The sequence below is a fragment of the Roseibium salinum genome (assembly GCF_026240905.1).
Lineage (GTDB): Bacteria > Pseudomonadota > Alphaproteobacteria > Rhizobiales > Stappiaceae > Roseibium > Roseibium salinum.
In genome coordinates this window covers 2,930,447-2,946,034 of sequence record NZ_JAPEVI010000003.1, presented here as the reverse complement: position 1 = coordinate 2,946,034, position 15,588 = coordinate 2,930,447, and the positions used below count along the sequence as shown (strand labels likewise).

12 protein-coding genes and 1 pseudogene are annotated in these 15,588 nt (G+C 63.4%); all 13 read left to right on the top strand.

From position 1 onward, the window contains the following. Positions 1-2 precede the first annotated feature (2 nt). The 13 genes and pseudogenes from obgE to fdhF all read left to right on the top strand — a co-directional run bounded on the left by obgE (position 3) and on the right by fdhF (position 15,367). Positions 3-1,049 carry a GTPase ObgE gene (obgE, locus tag ON753_RS18195; RefSeq protein WP_265964164.1) on the top strand — a complete coding sequence of 349 codons (1,047 nt, stop codon included), beginning with the start codon at positions 3-5 and terminating at the stop codon, positions 1,047-1,049. Further along, positions 1,037-2,197: a glutamate 5-kinase gene (proB, locus tag ON753_RS18190; protein WP_265964162.1), complete on the top strand. Its 1,161-nt coding sequence runs from the start codon at positions 1,037-1,039 to the stop codon at positions 2,195-2,197. The genes obgE and proB overlap by 13 nt, the downstream gene beginning before the upstream one ends. Positions 2,198-2,247: 50 nt before the next feature. Further along, the gene (locus ON753_RS18185) at positions 2,248-3,528 is read left to right on the top strand and encodes a glutamate-5-semialdehyde dehydrogenase (protein ID WP_265964160.1); all 1,281 of its coding nucleotides are present in this window, start codon (positions 2,248-2,250) and stop codon (positions 3,526-3,528) included. Further along, a pseudogene (locus ON753_RS18180) lies at positions 3,525-4,161 on the top strand (nicotinate-nucleotide adenylyltransferase). The gene ON753_RS18185 and the pseudogene ON753_RS18180 overlap by 4 nt, the downstream one beginning before the upstream one ends. A 242-nt stretch (positions 4,162-4,403) precedes the next feature. Further along, positions 4,404-4,787 carry a ribosome silencing factor gene (rsfS, locus tag ON753_RS18175; protein WP_265964158.1) on the top strand — a complete coding sequence of 128 codons (384 nt, stop codon included), beginning with the start codon at positions 4,404-4,406 and terminating at the stop codon, positions 4,785-4,787. Positions 4,788-4,861: 74 nt separating this feature from the next. Next, positions 4,862-5,344, top strand: a complete 483-nt coding sequence (gene rlmH / locus ON753_RS18170; RefSeq protein ID WP_265964156.1) for a 23S rRNA (pseudouridine(1915)-N(3))-methyltransferase RlmH — start codon at positions 4,862-4,864, stop codon at positions 5,342-5,344. Positions 5,345-5,379: 35 nt separating this feature from the next. Next, positions 5,380-5,892 (top strand): GNAT family N-acetyltransferase, encoded by a 513-nt coding sequence (locus ON753_RS18165; RefSeq protein ID WP_265964154.1) that lies wholly within the window; start codon positions 5,380-5,382, stop codon positions 5,890-5,892. A 349-nt stretch (positions 5,893-6,241) separates the two neighbouring features. Further along, positions 6,242-7,567 carry a murein hydrolase activator EnvC family protein gene (locus tag ON753_RS18160; protein WP_265964152.1) on the top strand — a complete coding sequence of 442 codons (1,326 nt, stop codon included), beginning with the start codon at positions 6,242-6,244 and terminating at the stop codon, positions 7,565-7,567. After that, positions 7,564-8,892 carry a S41 family peptidase gene (locus ON753_RS18155; RefSeq protein ID WP_265964150.1) on the top strand — a complete coding sequence of 443 codons (1,329 nt, stop codon included), beginning with the start codon at positions 7,564-7,566 and terminating at the stop codon, positions 8,890-8,892. Before ON753_RS18160 ends, ON753_RS18155 begins: the two co-directional genes overlap by 4 nt. A 109-nt stretch (positions 8,893-9,001) precedes the next feature. Next, a complete protein-coding gene (locus ON753_RS18150) occupies positions 9,002-10,147 on the top strand; it encodes a divergent polysaccharide deacetylase family protein (RefSeq protein WP_265964148.1) in 1,146 nt (381 codons plus the stop codon). Between the two features lie 26 nt (positions 10,148-10,173). Further along, positions 10,174-10,833: an RNA pyrophosphohydrolase gene (locus ON753_RS18145; protein WP_323054751.1), complete on the top strand. Its 660-nt coding sequence runs from the start codon at positions 10,174-10,176 to the stop codon at positions 10,831-10,833. Positions 10,834-10,925: 92 nt separating this feature from the next. Continuing rightward, on the top strand, positions 10,926-12,602 hold the full coding sequence (locus tag ON753_RS18140; RefSeq protein ID WP_265964146.1) for an NAD(P)H-dependent oxidoreductase subunit E: 1,677 nt from the start codon (positions 10,926-10,928) through the stop codon (positions 12,600-12,602). Beyond that, positions 12,599-15,367 carry a formate dehydrogenase subunit alpha gene (gene fdhF, locus ON753_RS18135; protein ID WP_265964145.1) on the top strand — a complete coding sequence of 923 codons (2,769 nt, stop codon included), beginning with the start codon at positions 12,599-12,601 and terminating at the stop codon, positions 15,365-15,367. The genes ON753_RS18140 and fdhF overlap by 4 nt, the downstream gene beginning before the upstream one ends. The last annotated feature ends 221 nt before the right edge of the window (positions 15,368-15,588 follow it).

Sequence of the window (15,588 nt, the reverse complement as noted above, 5' to 3'; positions counted from 1 at the left end):
CAATGAAATTCCTCGATCAGGCCAAGATTTACGTGCGCTCCGGCAACGGCGGGGCGGGCAGTGTGTCGTTCCGGCGGGAAAAATACATCGAATACGGCGGGCCGGACGGCGGCGACGGCGGCCGGGGCGGTGACGTGATCGTCGAATGTGTCGACGGTCTCAACACACTGATCGACTACCGCTACAAGCAGCATTTCAAGGCCGGAACCGGTATTCACGGCATGGGCCGCAACCGGACCGGTGCCCATGGCGATAACGTGGTGCTGAAGGTGCCCGTCGGAACCCAGATCTTCGAGGAAGACAACGAGACGCTGATTGCCGACTTCACCGAGATCGGCCAGCGCGTCGTGCTCCTGAAGGGCGGCAATGGCGGCTTCGGCAACGCGCATTTCAAGTCCTCGGTCAACCAGGCGCCGCGCCGGGCGAACCCGGGCCTTGAAGGCGAGGAGAAATGGATCTGGCTGCGGCTGAAGCTGATCGCCGATGCCGGCCTGGTCGGCCTGCCCAATGCGGGCAAGTCCACCTTCCTGGCAACGGTGTCGGCGGCCAAGCCCAAGATCGCGGACTATCCGTTCACCACCCTTCATCCCAACCTCGGCATTGTCGAGATCGACGGCCGCAGCTTTGCCATCGCCGATATTCCGGGGCTGATCGAAGGTGCGCATGAAGGTACCGGCCTCGGCGACCGGTTCCTCGGCCATGTGGAGCGCACCCGCGTTCTCCTGCATCTGGTCGACGGCTCCGGCCTGGAAGATCCGGGCGAGTCCTACAATGTCGTGCGCAGGGAACTGGAAGCCTATGGCGCCGGCCTCATCGACAAGCCGGAAATCGTGGCGCTGTCCAAATGCGATGCGCTGACGGACGAGCTGATTGCGGAAAAATCGGCCAGTCTGGAAGCAGCCTGCCGCCACAAGCCGTTGATCCTGTCGTCCGCCAGCGGGCTCAATGTCGACCGGGCGCTGCGCATGATCATGCGCGCCATCGACAGGGACAAGGAAGATGCGGCCAACCAGGTGCCTTCGCCCGGTGAGGAGGGATGGCACCCCTGATGTCCGCCTCGTCCTCGTCCCGAAGCCTGAAGGGCTTCAGCCGGATCGTCGTCAAGATCGGGTCGGCCCTGCTGGTGGAGCAGGGAGAGTTGAAACGCGCCTGGCTGGATGCCGTGATCGCCGATATCGTCACGCTGTCGCAGGCCGGGGCCGAGGTGCTGATCGTCTCCTCCGGTTCGATTGCCCTCGGCCGCGGCATTCTCGGCCTGCACAGGGGACCGCTGAAACTGGAGGAGAGCCAGGCGGCCGCGGCCGCCGGGCAGATTGCCCTGGCGCAGGCCTATGCCGATGCCCTGAGCGCCCATGGCAGGAAAGCCGGCCAGATCCTGCTGACCCTGGGCGATACGGAGGAGCGCCGCCGTTATCTCAACGCGCGGGCGACCATCGGCACCCTGTTGAAGCTGGGCGCCGTGCCGATCATCAACGAGAACGATTCCGTTGCCACGTCCGAGATCCGTTATGGCGACAATGACCGCCTGGCCGCAAGGGTGGCGACGATGGCGAGCGCCGACTGCCTTGTGCTGCTCTCCGACATCGACGGCCTCTATACGGCGCCCCCGCAAACCAATCCGGATGCGGTGTTCCTGCCGGAGGTTCCGAGGATCACGCCCGAAATCGAGGCGATGGCCGGAAGCGCCGGCTCGGAGCTTTCCCGTGGCGGCATGAAGACCAAGATCGATGCCGGCAAGATCGCGATGGCCGCCGGCACCTCCATGGTCATCACCTCGGGCAAGGAGCTCAATCCGCTGAAGCGGCTCGACGAAGGGGCAAGGGGCACGTGGTTCCCGGCCCTGGCGACGCCGGCAAGCGCCCGCAAGGCCTGGATCGGCGGCCATCTGGAGCCGCGCGGCGAAATCACGCTGGACGACGGAGCGGTCAAGGCGATGCAGTCCGGCAAGAGCCTGCTGCCCGCCGGGGTGACCTCCATCCGCGGCACGTTTACCCGCGGCGATGCGGTCATCCTGCTCAGCCCGGCAGGACGCATCATCGGCCGTGGCCTGATCGCCTATGACGCCGACGAGGCACAGTTGATCGCCGGGCGCAACAGCCGCGAGATCGAGGCGATCGTCGGCTATCCGGGCCGCGCGGAAATGATCCACCGGGACGATCTGGTCCTGGAGGATGGCTTTTTGAACGGAACGCGCTAAAACGCTGCGGGAACGGCGGCCGACCGGCCGTGAAACGGGAGTTTGTGAGTATGCTGGACGTTGTGGAGGCAAAGACCACCGAGGAGTTGATGGCAGGGATCGGGCAGCGCGCCCGGGCTGCCGGACGGATCCTTGCCACCGCCCCAGCGGAGCAGAAGAACGCGGCGCTCAGCGAGATGGCCCTGGCCGTGCGGGCGGCAACGCCCGAGATCCTGGCCGGAAACAGGCTCGATATCGAGGCCATGAAGGCGGGCGGCCAGACGGCCGCTTTCCTCGACCGCGGCACGCTCGATGAACAGCGGATCGAGGCTATTGCGAAGGCGCTGGAAGACATCAAGGCTCTGGACGATCCGGTCGGCAGCGTCATCGCCGCCTGGAAGCGGCCGAACGGGCTGAAGATCGAACGCGTGCGCACGCCGCTCGGGGTGATCGGCGTCATCTATGAAAGCCGCCCGAACGTGACGGCGGATGCGGGCGCGCTGTGCCTGAAGGCGGGCAATGCGGTGATCCTGCGCGGCGGTTCCGATACGATTCATTCCAACAAGGCGATCCACGCGGCCCTGCAACAGGGGCTCGCCGCCGCGGGCCTGCCGGAAGATGCCATCCAGATCGTGCCGGTCACCGACCGGGCGGCGGTCGGCGCCATGCTGCGCGGCCTTGACGGCAACCTGGATGTGATCGTCCCGCGCGGCGGCCGCAGCCTGGTGGAACGGGTCCAGAGCGAGGCGCGCGTGCCGGTCTTCGCCCACCTGGAAGGCATCGTGCATATCTTCGTCGACAAGGCGGCCGAGCTGGAAAACGCGGTGGATGTGATCGTCAATTCCAAGCTTCGCCGCACGGGCATCTGCGGGGCGCTGGAAACGTTGCTGGTGCATGAAGACGTCGCCCACAGCCATTTGCCGGTCATCGTGAAGGCGTTGCAGGACCGGGGCTGCGAGATCCGCGGCGACGACCGAGTGCGCGACATCTGCGAAAACATCGTGCCGGCCAGCGAGGACGACTGGTCGAGCGAGTATCTCGACAAGATCCTTTCGGTGAAGGTGGTCGAGGACCTGGACGCGGCGATGGACCACATCGCCACCTACGGCTCCAACCACACGGACTGTATCCTGACCGAAGATCAGGCCGCCGCGGACCGTTTCCAGCGGGAAGTCGATTCGGCCATCGTCCTGCACAATGCCTCCACGCAGTTTGCCGATGGCGGCGAATTCGGCATGGGCGCGGAAATCGGCATCGCCACCGGACGCATGCATGCCCGCGGCCCGGTCGGTGTCGAGCAGCTGACCAGCTTCAAGTACAAGGTTCACGGGACGGGCCAGACGCGGCCATGAACCGGCTTGATTCCGGATCAGGGCTTCATGACGACTGGCTGAAACTGCCGCATGCCGAGCCGGGCAACCGTATCGGCATCTTCGGCGGATCCTTCAACCCGCCGCATTCCGGGCACCGGCTCGTCGCCTCCACCGTCCTGAAACGGGCGGGGCTCGATCAGGTGTGGTGGTTCGTCACGCCCGGCAATCCGCTGAAGAGCCATTCGGACCTGGCGCCGCTGGAAACGCGGCTGCGCATGACCGCCAGCATGGCCGATCATCCGCGCATGAAGGTGACCGCCTATGAAGCGGTCCTGGGCACGCCCTATACCGCCAGGACGGTCATGGCGCTGCGCGCCATGCGGCCGCAGCTGCGATCTCGTCTGGGTCATGGGGGCAGATAATCTGGGCAGCTTTCACCGCTGGCAGGACTGGCGCGCAATCGTGCAATCGGTGCCGATCGCCATCGTCGACCGGCCCGGAGCCTCTCTGTCCGTCCTCTCCGCTCCCATGGCAAAAGCCTATGAAAAATACAGGCTTGACGAGCAGGATGCGGCGCTGCTGGCCGACATGGAAGCGCCCGTATGGACCTTCCTTCATACCCCGCTCGACCGGACGTCCTCGACCGAGTTGCGGCAAGGCTCGGGGAAGTAAAACGGCGGTTTCCTTCAGGAACCGGGGGGCAGACCCGAGGCTTGTCTTGAAAATGCCAAGAGGGACGCGATATTATACCTGAGGCCGCGATGTGCGCGGCCTGGGTACGGTCAACGGACCTGTTCCAAAACGGGTGACGTACGAAGTCGAACGTTTCCGTTCGTTATTATGTTGGCGCAGGCCGGTACAAACGGCGAAAGGCACTACACCTGACCATGACCTTTGAAAGTGGGCGGACAAACATGTCCACTCCCCTGCAGGCTTCCGTAAGCGCTGATCTTGCGGCTGACCTTCTCGATACGGTTCTCACCAGTCTCGAAGATTCCAAAGCTGAGGACCTTGTTACTCTCGACATCTCAGGCAAAAGTTCGCTGGCCGATCACATGGTGATCGTCTCCGGCCGCTCGCACCGCCATGTGGGTGCGATCGCGGATCATTTGCTCAAGGATCTGAAATCGGCCGGTGCCGTCAAGGCAACGGTTGAGGGTCTGAGCCTCTGCGACTGGGTGCTGATCGATGCGGGCGATGTGATCGTTCACATTTTCCGTCCGGAAGTGCGCGGCTTCTACAATCTTGAAAAGATGTGGGCGCCCGAAACGGACGAAACACCGCACTATATCGGCTGAGACGGCTGAGGGGACCTGATTGCGGTCCGCCGGCTGTAGGGTAACTCACCGGATCGGGATCCGGCGGAGACTTCATGCGCTTTACGCTATCCTGCATTGGCCGGATCAAGGCCGGTGCGGACAAAGACCTTTTCGACCGTTATCTGGACAGGGCCCGCAAGACCGGCCGTGGCCTCGGCATTACCGCGGTCGCGGTCAATGAAGTGCCGGAAAGCCGCGCCCAGAGGGCACAGGACCGGAAGGACGAAGAGGCGAAGACCCTGCTTCATGCGCTCCAGGCCGGAGCCCGCCTCGTGGTTCTCGACGAGAACGGCAGCAACCTGACCAGCGAGGCCTTCAGCCGGAAGCTTGAAGGCTGGAAGAACGAGGGGGTGCCCGAAGTGGTTTTTGCCATCGGCGGCGCTGATGGTCATGGCCGCAACGTTCTGGAGCGGGCCGACCTGAAGCTGGCCCTCGGCGCGATGACCTGGCCGCATCAGATCGCCCGGATCCTGCTGGCCGAGCAGATCTACCGTGCCCTGACGATCCAGTCCGGCCATCCCTACCATCGCGCCTGAAGAGGCGGAGGCGGAATGAAGAGGAAGGACATCCGGTGATTCCAACCCTGGAAACGGAGCGCCTGGTCCTGCGCCCGATGACGTTTGAGGATTGGCCCGACTACGCCAATGTCATGCAATCCGGGCATGCAAGGTTCATGGGCGGGCCTGTTTCTGTGGAAAAGGCGTGGGGGATGTTCTGCCACGACCTGGCGCTCTGGAGGCTTTTCAACCACGGCGCGCTGATGATCGAGGAGCGCGGCGGCGGGCAGTGTCTCGGCCAGGTCGGCATCAATTACGGGCCGCTCTTTCCCGAACATGAAATCGGCTGGTTCCTTTATCCACAAGCGCAAGGAAAAGGCATTGCCTTTGAAGCGGCAAAGGCGTTTCGTGACTGGGGCTTCAGGGAACGGCGTCTGCCGACGCTGGTCAGCTACGTGGATCCGGACAACCTGCGCTCGCGAAAACTCGCCGAACGGCTCGGCGCAACGCTGGATGCCGCCGCGCCGCGCAACGACCCGCGCGACCTGGTTTACCGGCACGCCGCGCCGCGGATGGACGATCTTTAATGTTCATTCGGGTGAAAAACACGAGTTTGCCCGTATCTCGCCGCATTCGGCGCGTAACGGACGGTACAGAAGAAAACACGGGGTCAGGCGATCACGCGCAGGAGCCGGAAGTTAATCAACCGGTCATCAGGGTAAACGGTTCCTTAACACAGACTGTGTATCGCAGACAGGACAACCCTTGGAGCATTCCGCGTTGATATGCGCGCGCTCCGACATTTTTGAGGCGATCGACTTTGCTGCTTTCACGTGATCTCACGTGAAACCGGGTTGATCTGGGAGCTTGGGCAGGTTGCTAGCGGACCGCATCACACCTGTGGGTTCTGGACTTGAGAAGCGGACGGTTTCGCTCTTGAGCTGCCTTGTTGCTGGCCTGCTTGTGCTGCCGGTGCCGGCCCCGGCCAGCGAAAGCGTGGATGAAATCGCCCGGCAACAGGCCGCCGTCTCGCCTGAGGTGGACGCGGCGCTGGAGCGAAAGAAGCAGCGCGAGTCGGAACTCGCTGCGCTTTCCCGGGACATCGAGGTTTCCACGGACCGCCAGGCGGCGATCGCCCGCGAGATACGGGCGCTGGACCGGGACCGTGAAACGCTGAACGCGAAGATCATCGGCACGTCCGACACGATCAAGGGGCTTGAAACCGAGCTGAATAACACCGAGCGGCGGCTGAGAAGCCTTGGCGAGAATGAAGATGCCGTGCGCCTGTCGCTGCTTGCGCGCCGCGACATACTGGCCGAAGTGCTGGCGGCCCTGCAGAGAATAGGCAAACGTCCGCCGCCGGCTCTGGCCGTACGCCCGAGCGATGCGCTCTCCGCGGTCCGCAGCGCGATTCTCCTAAACGCGGTGATGCCCGAGCTGAAGGTCGAGACCGAAGCTCTGGCGGCCGATCTGGAGGAGCTGGCCCGGCTGAAAACCGTGATTGCGGCGGAAAAAAACCGCCTGCGCGGCGATGCGATGCGATTGGCTGAGGAAAAGTCGCGACTTGAGCTTCTGTTGAGCGCCAAAAGGCAGGAACATCAGAAGTCGGTGAAGGTGCTCGAAGAGGAAAAGCAGCGGTCGGCCCAACTGGCGGAGCAGGCAGGGTCTCTCCAGGAGCTGATCTCCACCCTGGAAGCGGAGATCGAGAGTGCCCGCGAGGCGGCGGAAAAGTCCCGGCAGGCGGCGCTGGACGCGAAACGGAACGCCTCGCGCAGGTTTGATCCGTTTTCCGACCCCGGCAGGCTGGCTCCGGTGATACCATTCCAGGAAGCCAAGGGCCAACTGCCGCTGCCGGTCGCGGGAACCTTGCTGAAGGATTTCGGTGAGGAAGACGATTTCGGCGGCGTGACCGAAGGACAATCTATCGCCACACGGCCGGGGTCTAATGTAGCCTCTCCGGCGGACGGCTGGGTGGTCTACTCGGGGCCGTTCCGTTCGTTCGGACAGCTCTTGATCCTGAATACCGGTGATGGCTACCATGTACTTCTGGCCGGAATGGACAGGATAGATGTAGAGTTGGGGCAATTCGTTCTTACCGGGGAACCGGTTGGTGTCATGGGCGCAACCCAATGGGCGAGCGCTTCGACCTTCGGCCTGGGTTCGACCCAGCCGATACTATATGTTGAATTTCGGAAAGACGGCAGTGCGATCGATCCCACTCCGTGGTGGGTACGCACCGAAGAAGAAAAGGCTCGCGGATGATACGGAAAGCTTCCTTGCTACTGGTCGGCGCCCTGATGGGGGCTGCAGTAGTCACGACAATGTCACAGGTGCCGATCAACGTCTCCGTGGCAGCCAACGCGGCGGCGACGGATACATACCGGCAGCTCAATCTGTTCGGTGACGTTTTCGAACGGGTCCGCTCCGACTATGTTGAAGTCCCCGACGATGCCCAGCTCATCGAAAGTGCCATCAACGGCATGCTGACGTCGCTGGACCCGCATTCAAGCTATATGTCGCCGAAGAGTTTCCGCGACATGCAGGTGCAGACCCGCGGAGAATTCGGCGGCCTCGGGATCGAAGTCACCATGGAGGAAGGCCTGGTAAAGGTCGTCACTCCGATCGACGACACGCCGGCGGCCAAGGCCGGTATCCGTGCGGGTGACTACATCACCGCCATCGATGGCGAACAGGTCCAGGGTCTCACCCTGAACGAGGCCGTCGAAAAGATGCGCGGCCCGGTCAATACCGATATCGTGGTCACCATCCGCCGGGAAGGCACGGTCGATCCGTTCGATGTCACCATCACCCGCGACGTGATCCGCATCCGTGCGGTGCGCTGGCGGGAAGAGGACGATGTCGGCTACATCCGGCTGACCCAGTTCAACGAACAGACCTTCGACGGCCTTCAGGAAGGCATCGAGGAGATGACCGCGAATATCGGCGCGGACAAGCTGAAAGGCTTCGTGATCGATCTGCGGAACAATCCCGGTGGTCTTCTCGACCAGGCGATTGCGGTTTCCGATGCGTTCCTCGATCGCGGGGAGATCGTTTCGACCCGTGGCCGCGAGGCGGATGAAACCCAGCGTTACAATGCCCGTGCAGGCGACCTGACGGCAGGCAAGCCGGTCATCGTGCTTGTGAACGGCGGCTCCGCTTCCGCTTCGGAAATCGTTGCCGGCGCCCTGCAGGATCATCGCCGCGCGACCGTTCTCGGCACGCGGTCCTTCGGCAAGGGTTCGGTGCAGACGATCATTCCGCTCGGCGCCAATGGGGCAATCCGGCTGACGACCGCCCGCTACTACACGCCGTCCGGCACGTCCATTCAGGCAAAGGGTATCCTGCCGGATATCGAGTCCCTGCAGACGCTGCCCGAGGATCTGGTCGGCCGCGCCGAAACCAAGGGTGAGGCCGGCCTGCGCGGTCACCTTGAAGCTGACGGCGAGGAAGAAGGCTCCGGCAGCCAGGCCTACGTGCTGCCGGATCCCAAGGACGACGCCCAGTTGAACCTGGCCCTGGACCTGCTCCGCGGCACTCAGGTGAACAGCGCCTTCCCGCCGGTGCCGGACACGGCCGCCAAAAACTGACACTGACAATGTGCGCTGGTCCGCCAGCGCACATTTTCCGCTTTCGTTCTGCGTATCCCAACAACTGCGAATGTGCCGGTCGCTCACCGGTCTAAAGGGCTCAGGACGTATGTCGAGCAACGATCTCACAGCTCCTCTGGGAATGGGAAAGCGGCGGCTGGTCAAGCTGCCGTTCGGCCTTATCGGTGCCGGTATCTTAAGCGTGATCGCGACCACGACGCTCGTCTGGGTGGCCGTCGTCGATGATCCCCATGGCGGCGAACCCGTTGCGCTGCTGCCGCTGGAAGCAGTGGTCGAAGGCGTGACGTCCCAGGACATCGAGGTTGTGGAAATCCGGCCCGGCCTTGGCGGCGATCTCGGCCCCAGCCTGCGCCCCCAAACGAGCGAAGATCTGCTCGGCCCCCGATATCACATGGTGATGCGCCCGGACGGCCTGGGACCGGATGCGCCCGTGACCAGCCTTTCCGTCAATCCCGACCCGCGGGTGAGCGAACGCGCGGATCTCGGCTTCCTGCCGAAGATAAGCGATGCCGGTGTCCGGCCGCTCGACGCCTATTCCCGGCCGATCCTGCGCGAGTTCACATCCATTCCCAAGGTGGCCGTCATCGTCAGCGGCCTTGGCCTGAGTTCGGCCGGAACCCAGAACGCCATCTCCAACCTGCCGGCCGATGTGACCTTCGCACTGGCTCCCTACGGGGAGGAACTGGACGACTGGATGCGGCAGGCGCGCACCAAGGGCCACGAGCTTCTCTTGCAGCTGCCTCTGGAGCCCTATGATTTCCCGGACAACGACCCGGGGCCGCACACGCTTCTGGTCAGCCTCCGGCCCGACGAAATGGTGAACCGGCTGGCTTTCCTGCTGACCCGCGCCACCAACTATGTCGGCACGATCAACGAGACCGGAGCACGCTTCACCGCGACAAAACCCTCCGTGCAGTTCCTGTTGGAAAAGCTCAAGGAACGGGGGCTGATGTTCGTCGACAACGGCAGCTCCTCGCGCAGCATCGCCGCGGAAGTCGCCGGCGAAATCCGCACGCCCTTCAGCGGCGTGGATGTGGTGCTGGACGAAACGCCCCGGGCGGACAATATTGACGCAAAGCTGTTGCAGCTTGAGAGTATTGCCCGGGCGCGCGGGGTTGCCGTCGCTTCCGGTTCAGCCCTTCCGGTCACTGTACGTCAGCTGGAAAAATGGGTACAAGACCTGGAAGACCGCGGGCTGCAATTGGTGCCGATCAGCGCGACCATCGACAGATAATCGTTGAATTTAAAACAGGTGTGTGCGTGACCAAGCTTGAACTCGGACCGGATTTTCCGGAGCCAGACGAGGGGCTCGCATACCGCCCGTGCGTCGGCGTCATGCTGATCAACATGGAGGGCCGGGTCTGGATCGGCTGCCGGGATGATGGCGCGGGGGTCTCGACTTACGAATATGCCTGGCAAATGCCGCAAGGCGGCATCGATGCCGGCGAAACGCCGGAACACGCCGCCCGGCGAGAGCTTTACGAGGAAACCTCCATCAGGTCGGTGACGCTTCTGGAAGAGGCGCCCGAGTGGTTCGCCTACGATTACCCGGAGGATGTTGTCCGCACGACGCGGAAAGGCAGGTACCGCGGCCAGGCACAGCGTTGGATCGCCTACCGGTTCGACGGTCCGGATGAAGAGATAAATGTCCTGAACCCGCCTCACGGCCACTCGGTCGAATTCTGCGACTGGCGCTGGGAGGATGCGGCCCGGCTTCCGGACCTGATCGTTCCTGTTCAAGCGGCCGGTCTACGAGCGCGTCGTTGCGGCTTTTTCGCACCTGACGGCATAGTCCTCGTCGGTCGCATTCGGCATGTGGTCTCATGTGGCGCGGTCAAAGCGTCAGCATTTGAAGATCCGCTGTCGTTTTTCAACCAGACACGGCCGAACGGCGCCAATAACATCGGCGAAACACAATGATGCTTTTCCGATACGAAAGCACGAATTGACATACGCTGGTGCGCGTTGCCTGACTACGGTAACGCGTATCGGACTATTTGGGAGGAACGCCAATGACTTTCGGCAAGGGGCTTTCACGAAAGCCGTCCCAGCCAAAAGGGCGTCAATTGGAAGATGCGGCCCTGGGCGAAGTCCAGGGGCTCTTGGGCGATGAACCGCGGCGCCGCGATTTGCTGATCGAACATCTGCACAAGATTCAGGACGCGTTCGGATGCCTGGAGGCCCGGCACTTGCGGGCGCTCGCCCACGAGATGCGCCTGTCGCAGGCCGAAGTCTATGAAGTCGCCAGCTTCTACCATCATTTTGACGTCGTGCGCGAAGGCGAGGCAGGGCCGGCGCCCGTGACCGTGCGCGTGTGCGACAGCATCGCCTGTTCCCTGAAAGGCGCCGACGCCCTGGCAGCCGCTCTGCAAAGCGGGGTCGATCCGTCGAAAGTGCGCATTCAGAAAGTCCCCTGCATCGGCCGCTGTGACGGCGCGCCCGCCGTTCAGGTCGGCAAGCATGCGATCGACAATGCAAGCGAAGTGACGGTCCGCTCCGCGCTCTTCGAAGGCGTCGGGGCTGCCGTCATTCCGGACTACACGGGGCTGGACGCCTATCGGAACGGCGGCGGTTACCAGGTGCTGGAGCGTGTGCGCTCCGGAGAACTGGATGCCGCGGCCATTGCGGACAAGGCCCTGGAAGCCGGTCTGCGCGGCCTTGGCGGTGCGGGCTTTCCTACCGGTACCAAGTGGAAGATCGTCAACGATCTGCCGGGACCGAAATACCTGACCATCAACGGCGACGAAGGCGAACCGGGGACGTTCAAGGACCGCTATCATCTGGAGCGCGACCCGCACCGGCTTCTGGAGGGCGCGCTTGTCGCCGCCCATGCGATCTCCGCCGTTCGCATCTATCTCTATATGCGCGATGAATATCCGGCGGTTCTGGAAATCCTGAAAACGGAAATCGAAGCGCTGCGCGCGGCCGGCATTATCACCACGATCGACATCGAGCTGCGCCGGGGCGCCGGCGCCTATATCTGCGGCGAAGAAAGCGCGATGATCGAATCGATCGAGGGCAAACGCGGCCTGCCGCGCCACCGTCCGCCCTTTATCGCCCAGGTCGGCCTCTTCGGACGGCCGACACTGAACCACAATGTCGAGACCCTGTTCTGGATCCGCGACATCGTCGAAAAGGGGCCGGAGTGGTTCGCCGCCAAGGGGCGGCGCGGCCACAAGGGGTTTCGTTCCTTCTCCGTATCCGGCAGGGTAAGGGAACCGGGGGTGAAACTGGCTCCGGCCGGGATCACCATGAATGAGCTTCTGAACGAGTTCTGCGGCGGCATGGAAGAGGGACACAGCTTCAAGGGCTATCTGCCGGGCGGAGCCTCCGGCGGCATCCTGCCGGCCGCCCTTGCGGACGAGCCGCTCGATTTCGGCACGCTCGACAAGCACGGCTGTTTTATCGGCAGCCACGCTATTGTCGTTTTCTCGGACAAGGATGACATTCGCGATGTCGCACTCAACCTGATGCGCTTCTTCAAGCATGAGAGCTGCGGCCAGTGCACGCCTTGCCGGTCCGGCACGGAGAAGATGGAGCATCTTCTGGCACGCGGCGACTGGGATGCGGCGAAGATCGCCGACCTTGATGGCGTCATGCGGACCGCATCGATTTGCGGGCTCGGCCAGGCGGCAAGCAATCCGGTCGCATCGGTCCTGAAATTTTTCCCGGAGGAGTTTGGCAAATGAGCGAGATCAGTTTCTCCCTCGACGGCAAAACCGTAACCGCCCGGGAAGGCGAGACCATCTGGCAGGTGGCAAAGCGCGAAGGCGTCGCCATTCCCCATCTCTGCCACAAGGATGCCCCCGGCTACCGCGCGGACGGCAATTGCCGTGCCTGCATGGTCGACATTGAAGGCGAACGCACACTTGCGGCCTCCTGCATCCGCAAACCCTCCGAAGGCCTCGTGGTGAAGACGGCGAGCGAGCGGGCCGCCAAGGCCCGCGAAATGGTGTTCGAACTGCTGGCCGCCGATCAGCCGAGCCGGGACGCCCATCCGGATCCGGACAGCGATTTCTGGAAATGGTCCGATGCGCTTGGCGTGACCACGAGCCGTTTTGCGCCCGGTGAAAGAACCGCACCGGACATTTCCCATCCGGCAATGGCGGTCAATCTGGACGCCTGCATCGCCTGTAACCTGTGTGAGCGCGCCTGCCGGGAAGTGCAGGTCAATGACGTGATCGGCATGGCCGGCCGCGGTTCGCACACGATCCCGGTGTTCGACATTGCCGATCCGATGGGAGTTTCCACCTGCGTTGCCTGCGGCGAATGCGTTTCCGCCTGCCCGACCGGCGCGTTGATGGAAAAGAGCCTCATGGATGAGGCCGGCCGGACGCGGGAAGTCTTTGCCGAGGAGACGATCGACAGCGTCTGCCCGTTCTGCGGTGTCGGCTGTCTGACCTCGGTTTCCGTGAAGGACGGCAGGATCGTCAAGGTCGACGGCCGCGACGGCCCTGCCAACGAAAACCGTCTCTGCGTCAAGGGCCGCTTCGGCTTCGACTATGTCTCCAGCCCCCAGCGCCTGACCAGACCGCTGATCCGCCGGGACGATGCGCCCAAGCGCGGCGATATCTCCATGGACCTTGGCAATTATCTCGACTACTTCCGGGAAGCGACCTGGGACGAGGCGCTGGACAGGGCCGCGAGCGGGCTGAAGGCGGCCTGCGAGGCCAAGGGCGGTGCGGGTGTCGCCGGTTTCGGCTCGGCGAAAGGGTCCAACGAGGAGGCCTATCTCTTCCAGAAGCTGATCCGCCAGGGATTCCGGAGCAACAATGTCGATCACTGCACGCGGCTCTGCCACGCCTCCTCCGTGGCGGCGCTCATGGAAGGCATCGGTTCCGGTGCGGTGACGGCACCATTCAGTGCGGCGGGCGATGCGGACTGCATGATCGTTATCGGTGCCCGTCCGGCACAAAACCACCCGGTGGCCGCGACCTATTTTAAACAGGCGGCCAAGAAGGGCACCAAGCTGATCGTCATGGACCCGCGCGGCCAGGACCTGATGCGCTATGCGGAACACGGTTTGAAGTTCAAACCGGGCACCGACGTCGCCATGCTCAATGCCATCCTCAACGTGATCATCACCGAAGGGCTCTACGACAGCCAGTATATCGCCGCCCATGTCGACGGCTTCGAGGCGCTCAAGGAGAAGATCCGCGATTTCACGCCGGAGGCCATGGCGCCGGTTTGCGGGATCGACGCCGGAACCCTGCGCGAAGTCGCCCGCCTTTACGCGACCAGCGCAAAATCGATCATCTTCTGGGGCATGGGCGTTTCGCAGCATGTCCACGGCACGGACAATGTCCGCTGCCTGATCGCCCTGGCGCTGGTGACCGGCCATATCGGCCGCCCGGGAACGGGTCTCCATCCCCTGCGCGGCCAGAACAACGTGCAAGGAGCTTCCGACGCCGGTCTCATCCCGATGGTCTTCCCGGACTACCGGTCCGTCGAAAGTCCTGATATCCGCGCCGAATACGAGGACGCCTGGGGCCGGACGCTGGATCCCGTGCGCGGCCTCACGGTCGTCGAGATCATGAACGACATCCTGGCCGGCGGCATCGAGGCCATGTATATCCAGGGCGAAAACCCGGCCATGTCCGACCCGGATCAGGCCCATGCGCGCAAGGCGCTGGCAAGCCTGAAGCATCTGGTCGTTCAGGATATCTTCCTGACCGAAACCGCATGGCACGCGGATGTCATCCTGCCGGCATCCGCGCACGCGGAAAAGCTCGGCACCTACACCAATACCAACCGTCAGGTCCAGATCGGCCGTCCCTGCGTGCCCATGCCGGGCGAAGCCAGGGCTGACTGGGAACTGATGATCGAAATTGCCAACCGGCTGGGGCTGGACTGGTCCTATGACGGCGTTCCGGCGATCTACGAGGAAATGCGCTCGCACATGCCCTCGCTGAACAACATCTCGTGGGAGCGCCTGGAGCGCGAGGGAACGGTTACCTATCCCGCTGATGGCCCCGACGAGCCGGGCAACGAAATCCTGTTCGGCCAGTCCTTCCCGACGGCGGACGGCCGGGCCCGCATCGTCACAACCGATCTGGTCCCGCCGGACGAGTTGCCGGACGAGGACTTTCCGCTGGTGCTCACCACCGGCCGCATGCTGGAACACTGGCACACCGGCGCCATGACCCGCAGGGCCGCGGTTCTCGACGCGATCGAACCGGAACCCGTGGTTTCCATGAACCCGCGCGACATCAAGCTGGCGGGTCTGGAAATCGGCCAGGAGGTGAGGGTCGAAACGAGACGCGGTGCCATCACGCTCACCCTGCGTGCGGACCGGGATGTCTCGACCGGCATGATCTTCATTCCGTTCTGCTTCTTCGAAGCCCCGGCCAACTTCCTCACCAACCCGCAGCTGGATCCGTTCGGCAAAATCCCGGAATTCAAGTTCTGCGCGGCGCGGATCATGCCGTCCGCCCAGAGAGAGGCGGCGCAGTAGGGTCCAACCCCGCCGCTTGGCACTCCTTCTCCCCCTGGGGAGATGTCTCCAAAGGAGACAGAGGGGGTATCAGCCTCTCGGCAAACAAGGCGTCTCCGAATTTGGGCACCGCTTCTCCCCTCTGTCGGCTTTGCCGACATCTCCCCCGCAAGGGGGAGAGGGGAGATTGCCGAAATTCACGCGGCGTGAGACTGGGCAACTTGGCGACTGCGGAAGCTGTG

Bases quoted from the DNA above. Each gene is read 5' to 3' on its own strand.
- obgE (WP_265964164.1), top strand. From the start codon at position 3: ATGAAATTCCTCGATCAGGCCAAGATTTACGTGCGCTCCGGCAACGGC.
- proB (WP_265964162.1), top strand. From the start codon at position 1,037: ATGGCACCCCTGATGTCCGCCTCGTCCTCGTCCCGAAGCCTGAAGGGC.
- ON753_RS18185 (WP_265964160.1), top strand. From the start codon at position 2,248: ATGCTGGACGTTGTGGAGGCAAAGACCACCGAGGAGTTGATGGCAGGG.
- rsfS (WP_265964158.1), top strand. From the start codon at position 4,404: ATGTCCACTCCCCTGCAGGCTTCCGTAAGCGCTGATCTTGCGGCTGAC.
- rlmH (WP_265964156.1), top strand. From the start codon at position 4,862: ATGCGCTTTACGCTATCCTGCATTGGCCGGATCAAGGCCGGTGCGGAC.
- ON753_RS18155 (WP_265964150.1), top strand. From the start codon at position 7,564: ATGATACGGAAAGCTTCCTTGCTACTGGTCGGCGCCCTGATGGGGGCT.
- ON753_RS18150 (WP_265964148.1), top strand. From the start codon at position 9,002: ATGTCGAGCAACGATCTCACAGCTCCTCTGGGAATGGGAAAGCGGCGG.
- ON753_RS18140 (WP_265964146.1), top strand. From the start codon at position 10,926: ATGACTTTCGGCAAGGGGCTTTCACGAAAGCCGTCCCAGCCAAAAGGG.
- fdhF (WP_265964145.1), top strand. From the start codon at position 12,599: ATGAGCGAGATCAGTTTCTCCCTCGACGGCAAAACCGTAACCGCCCGG.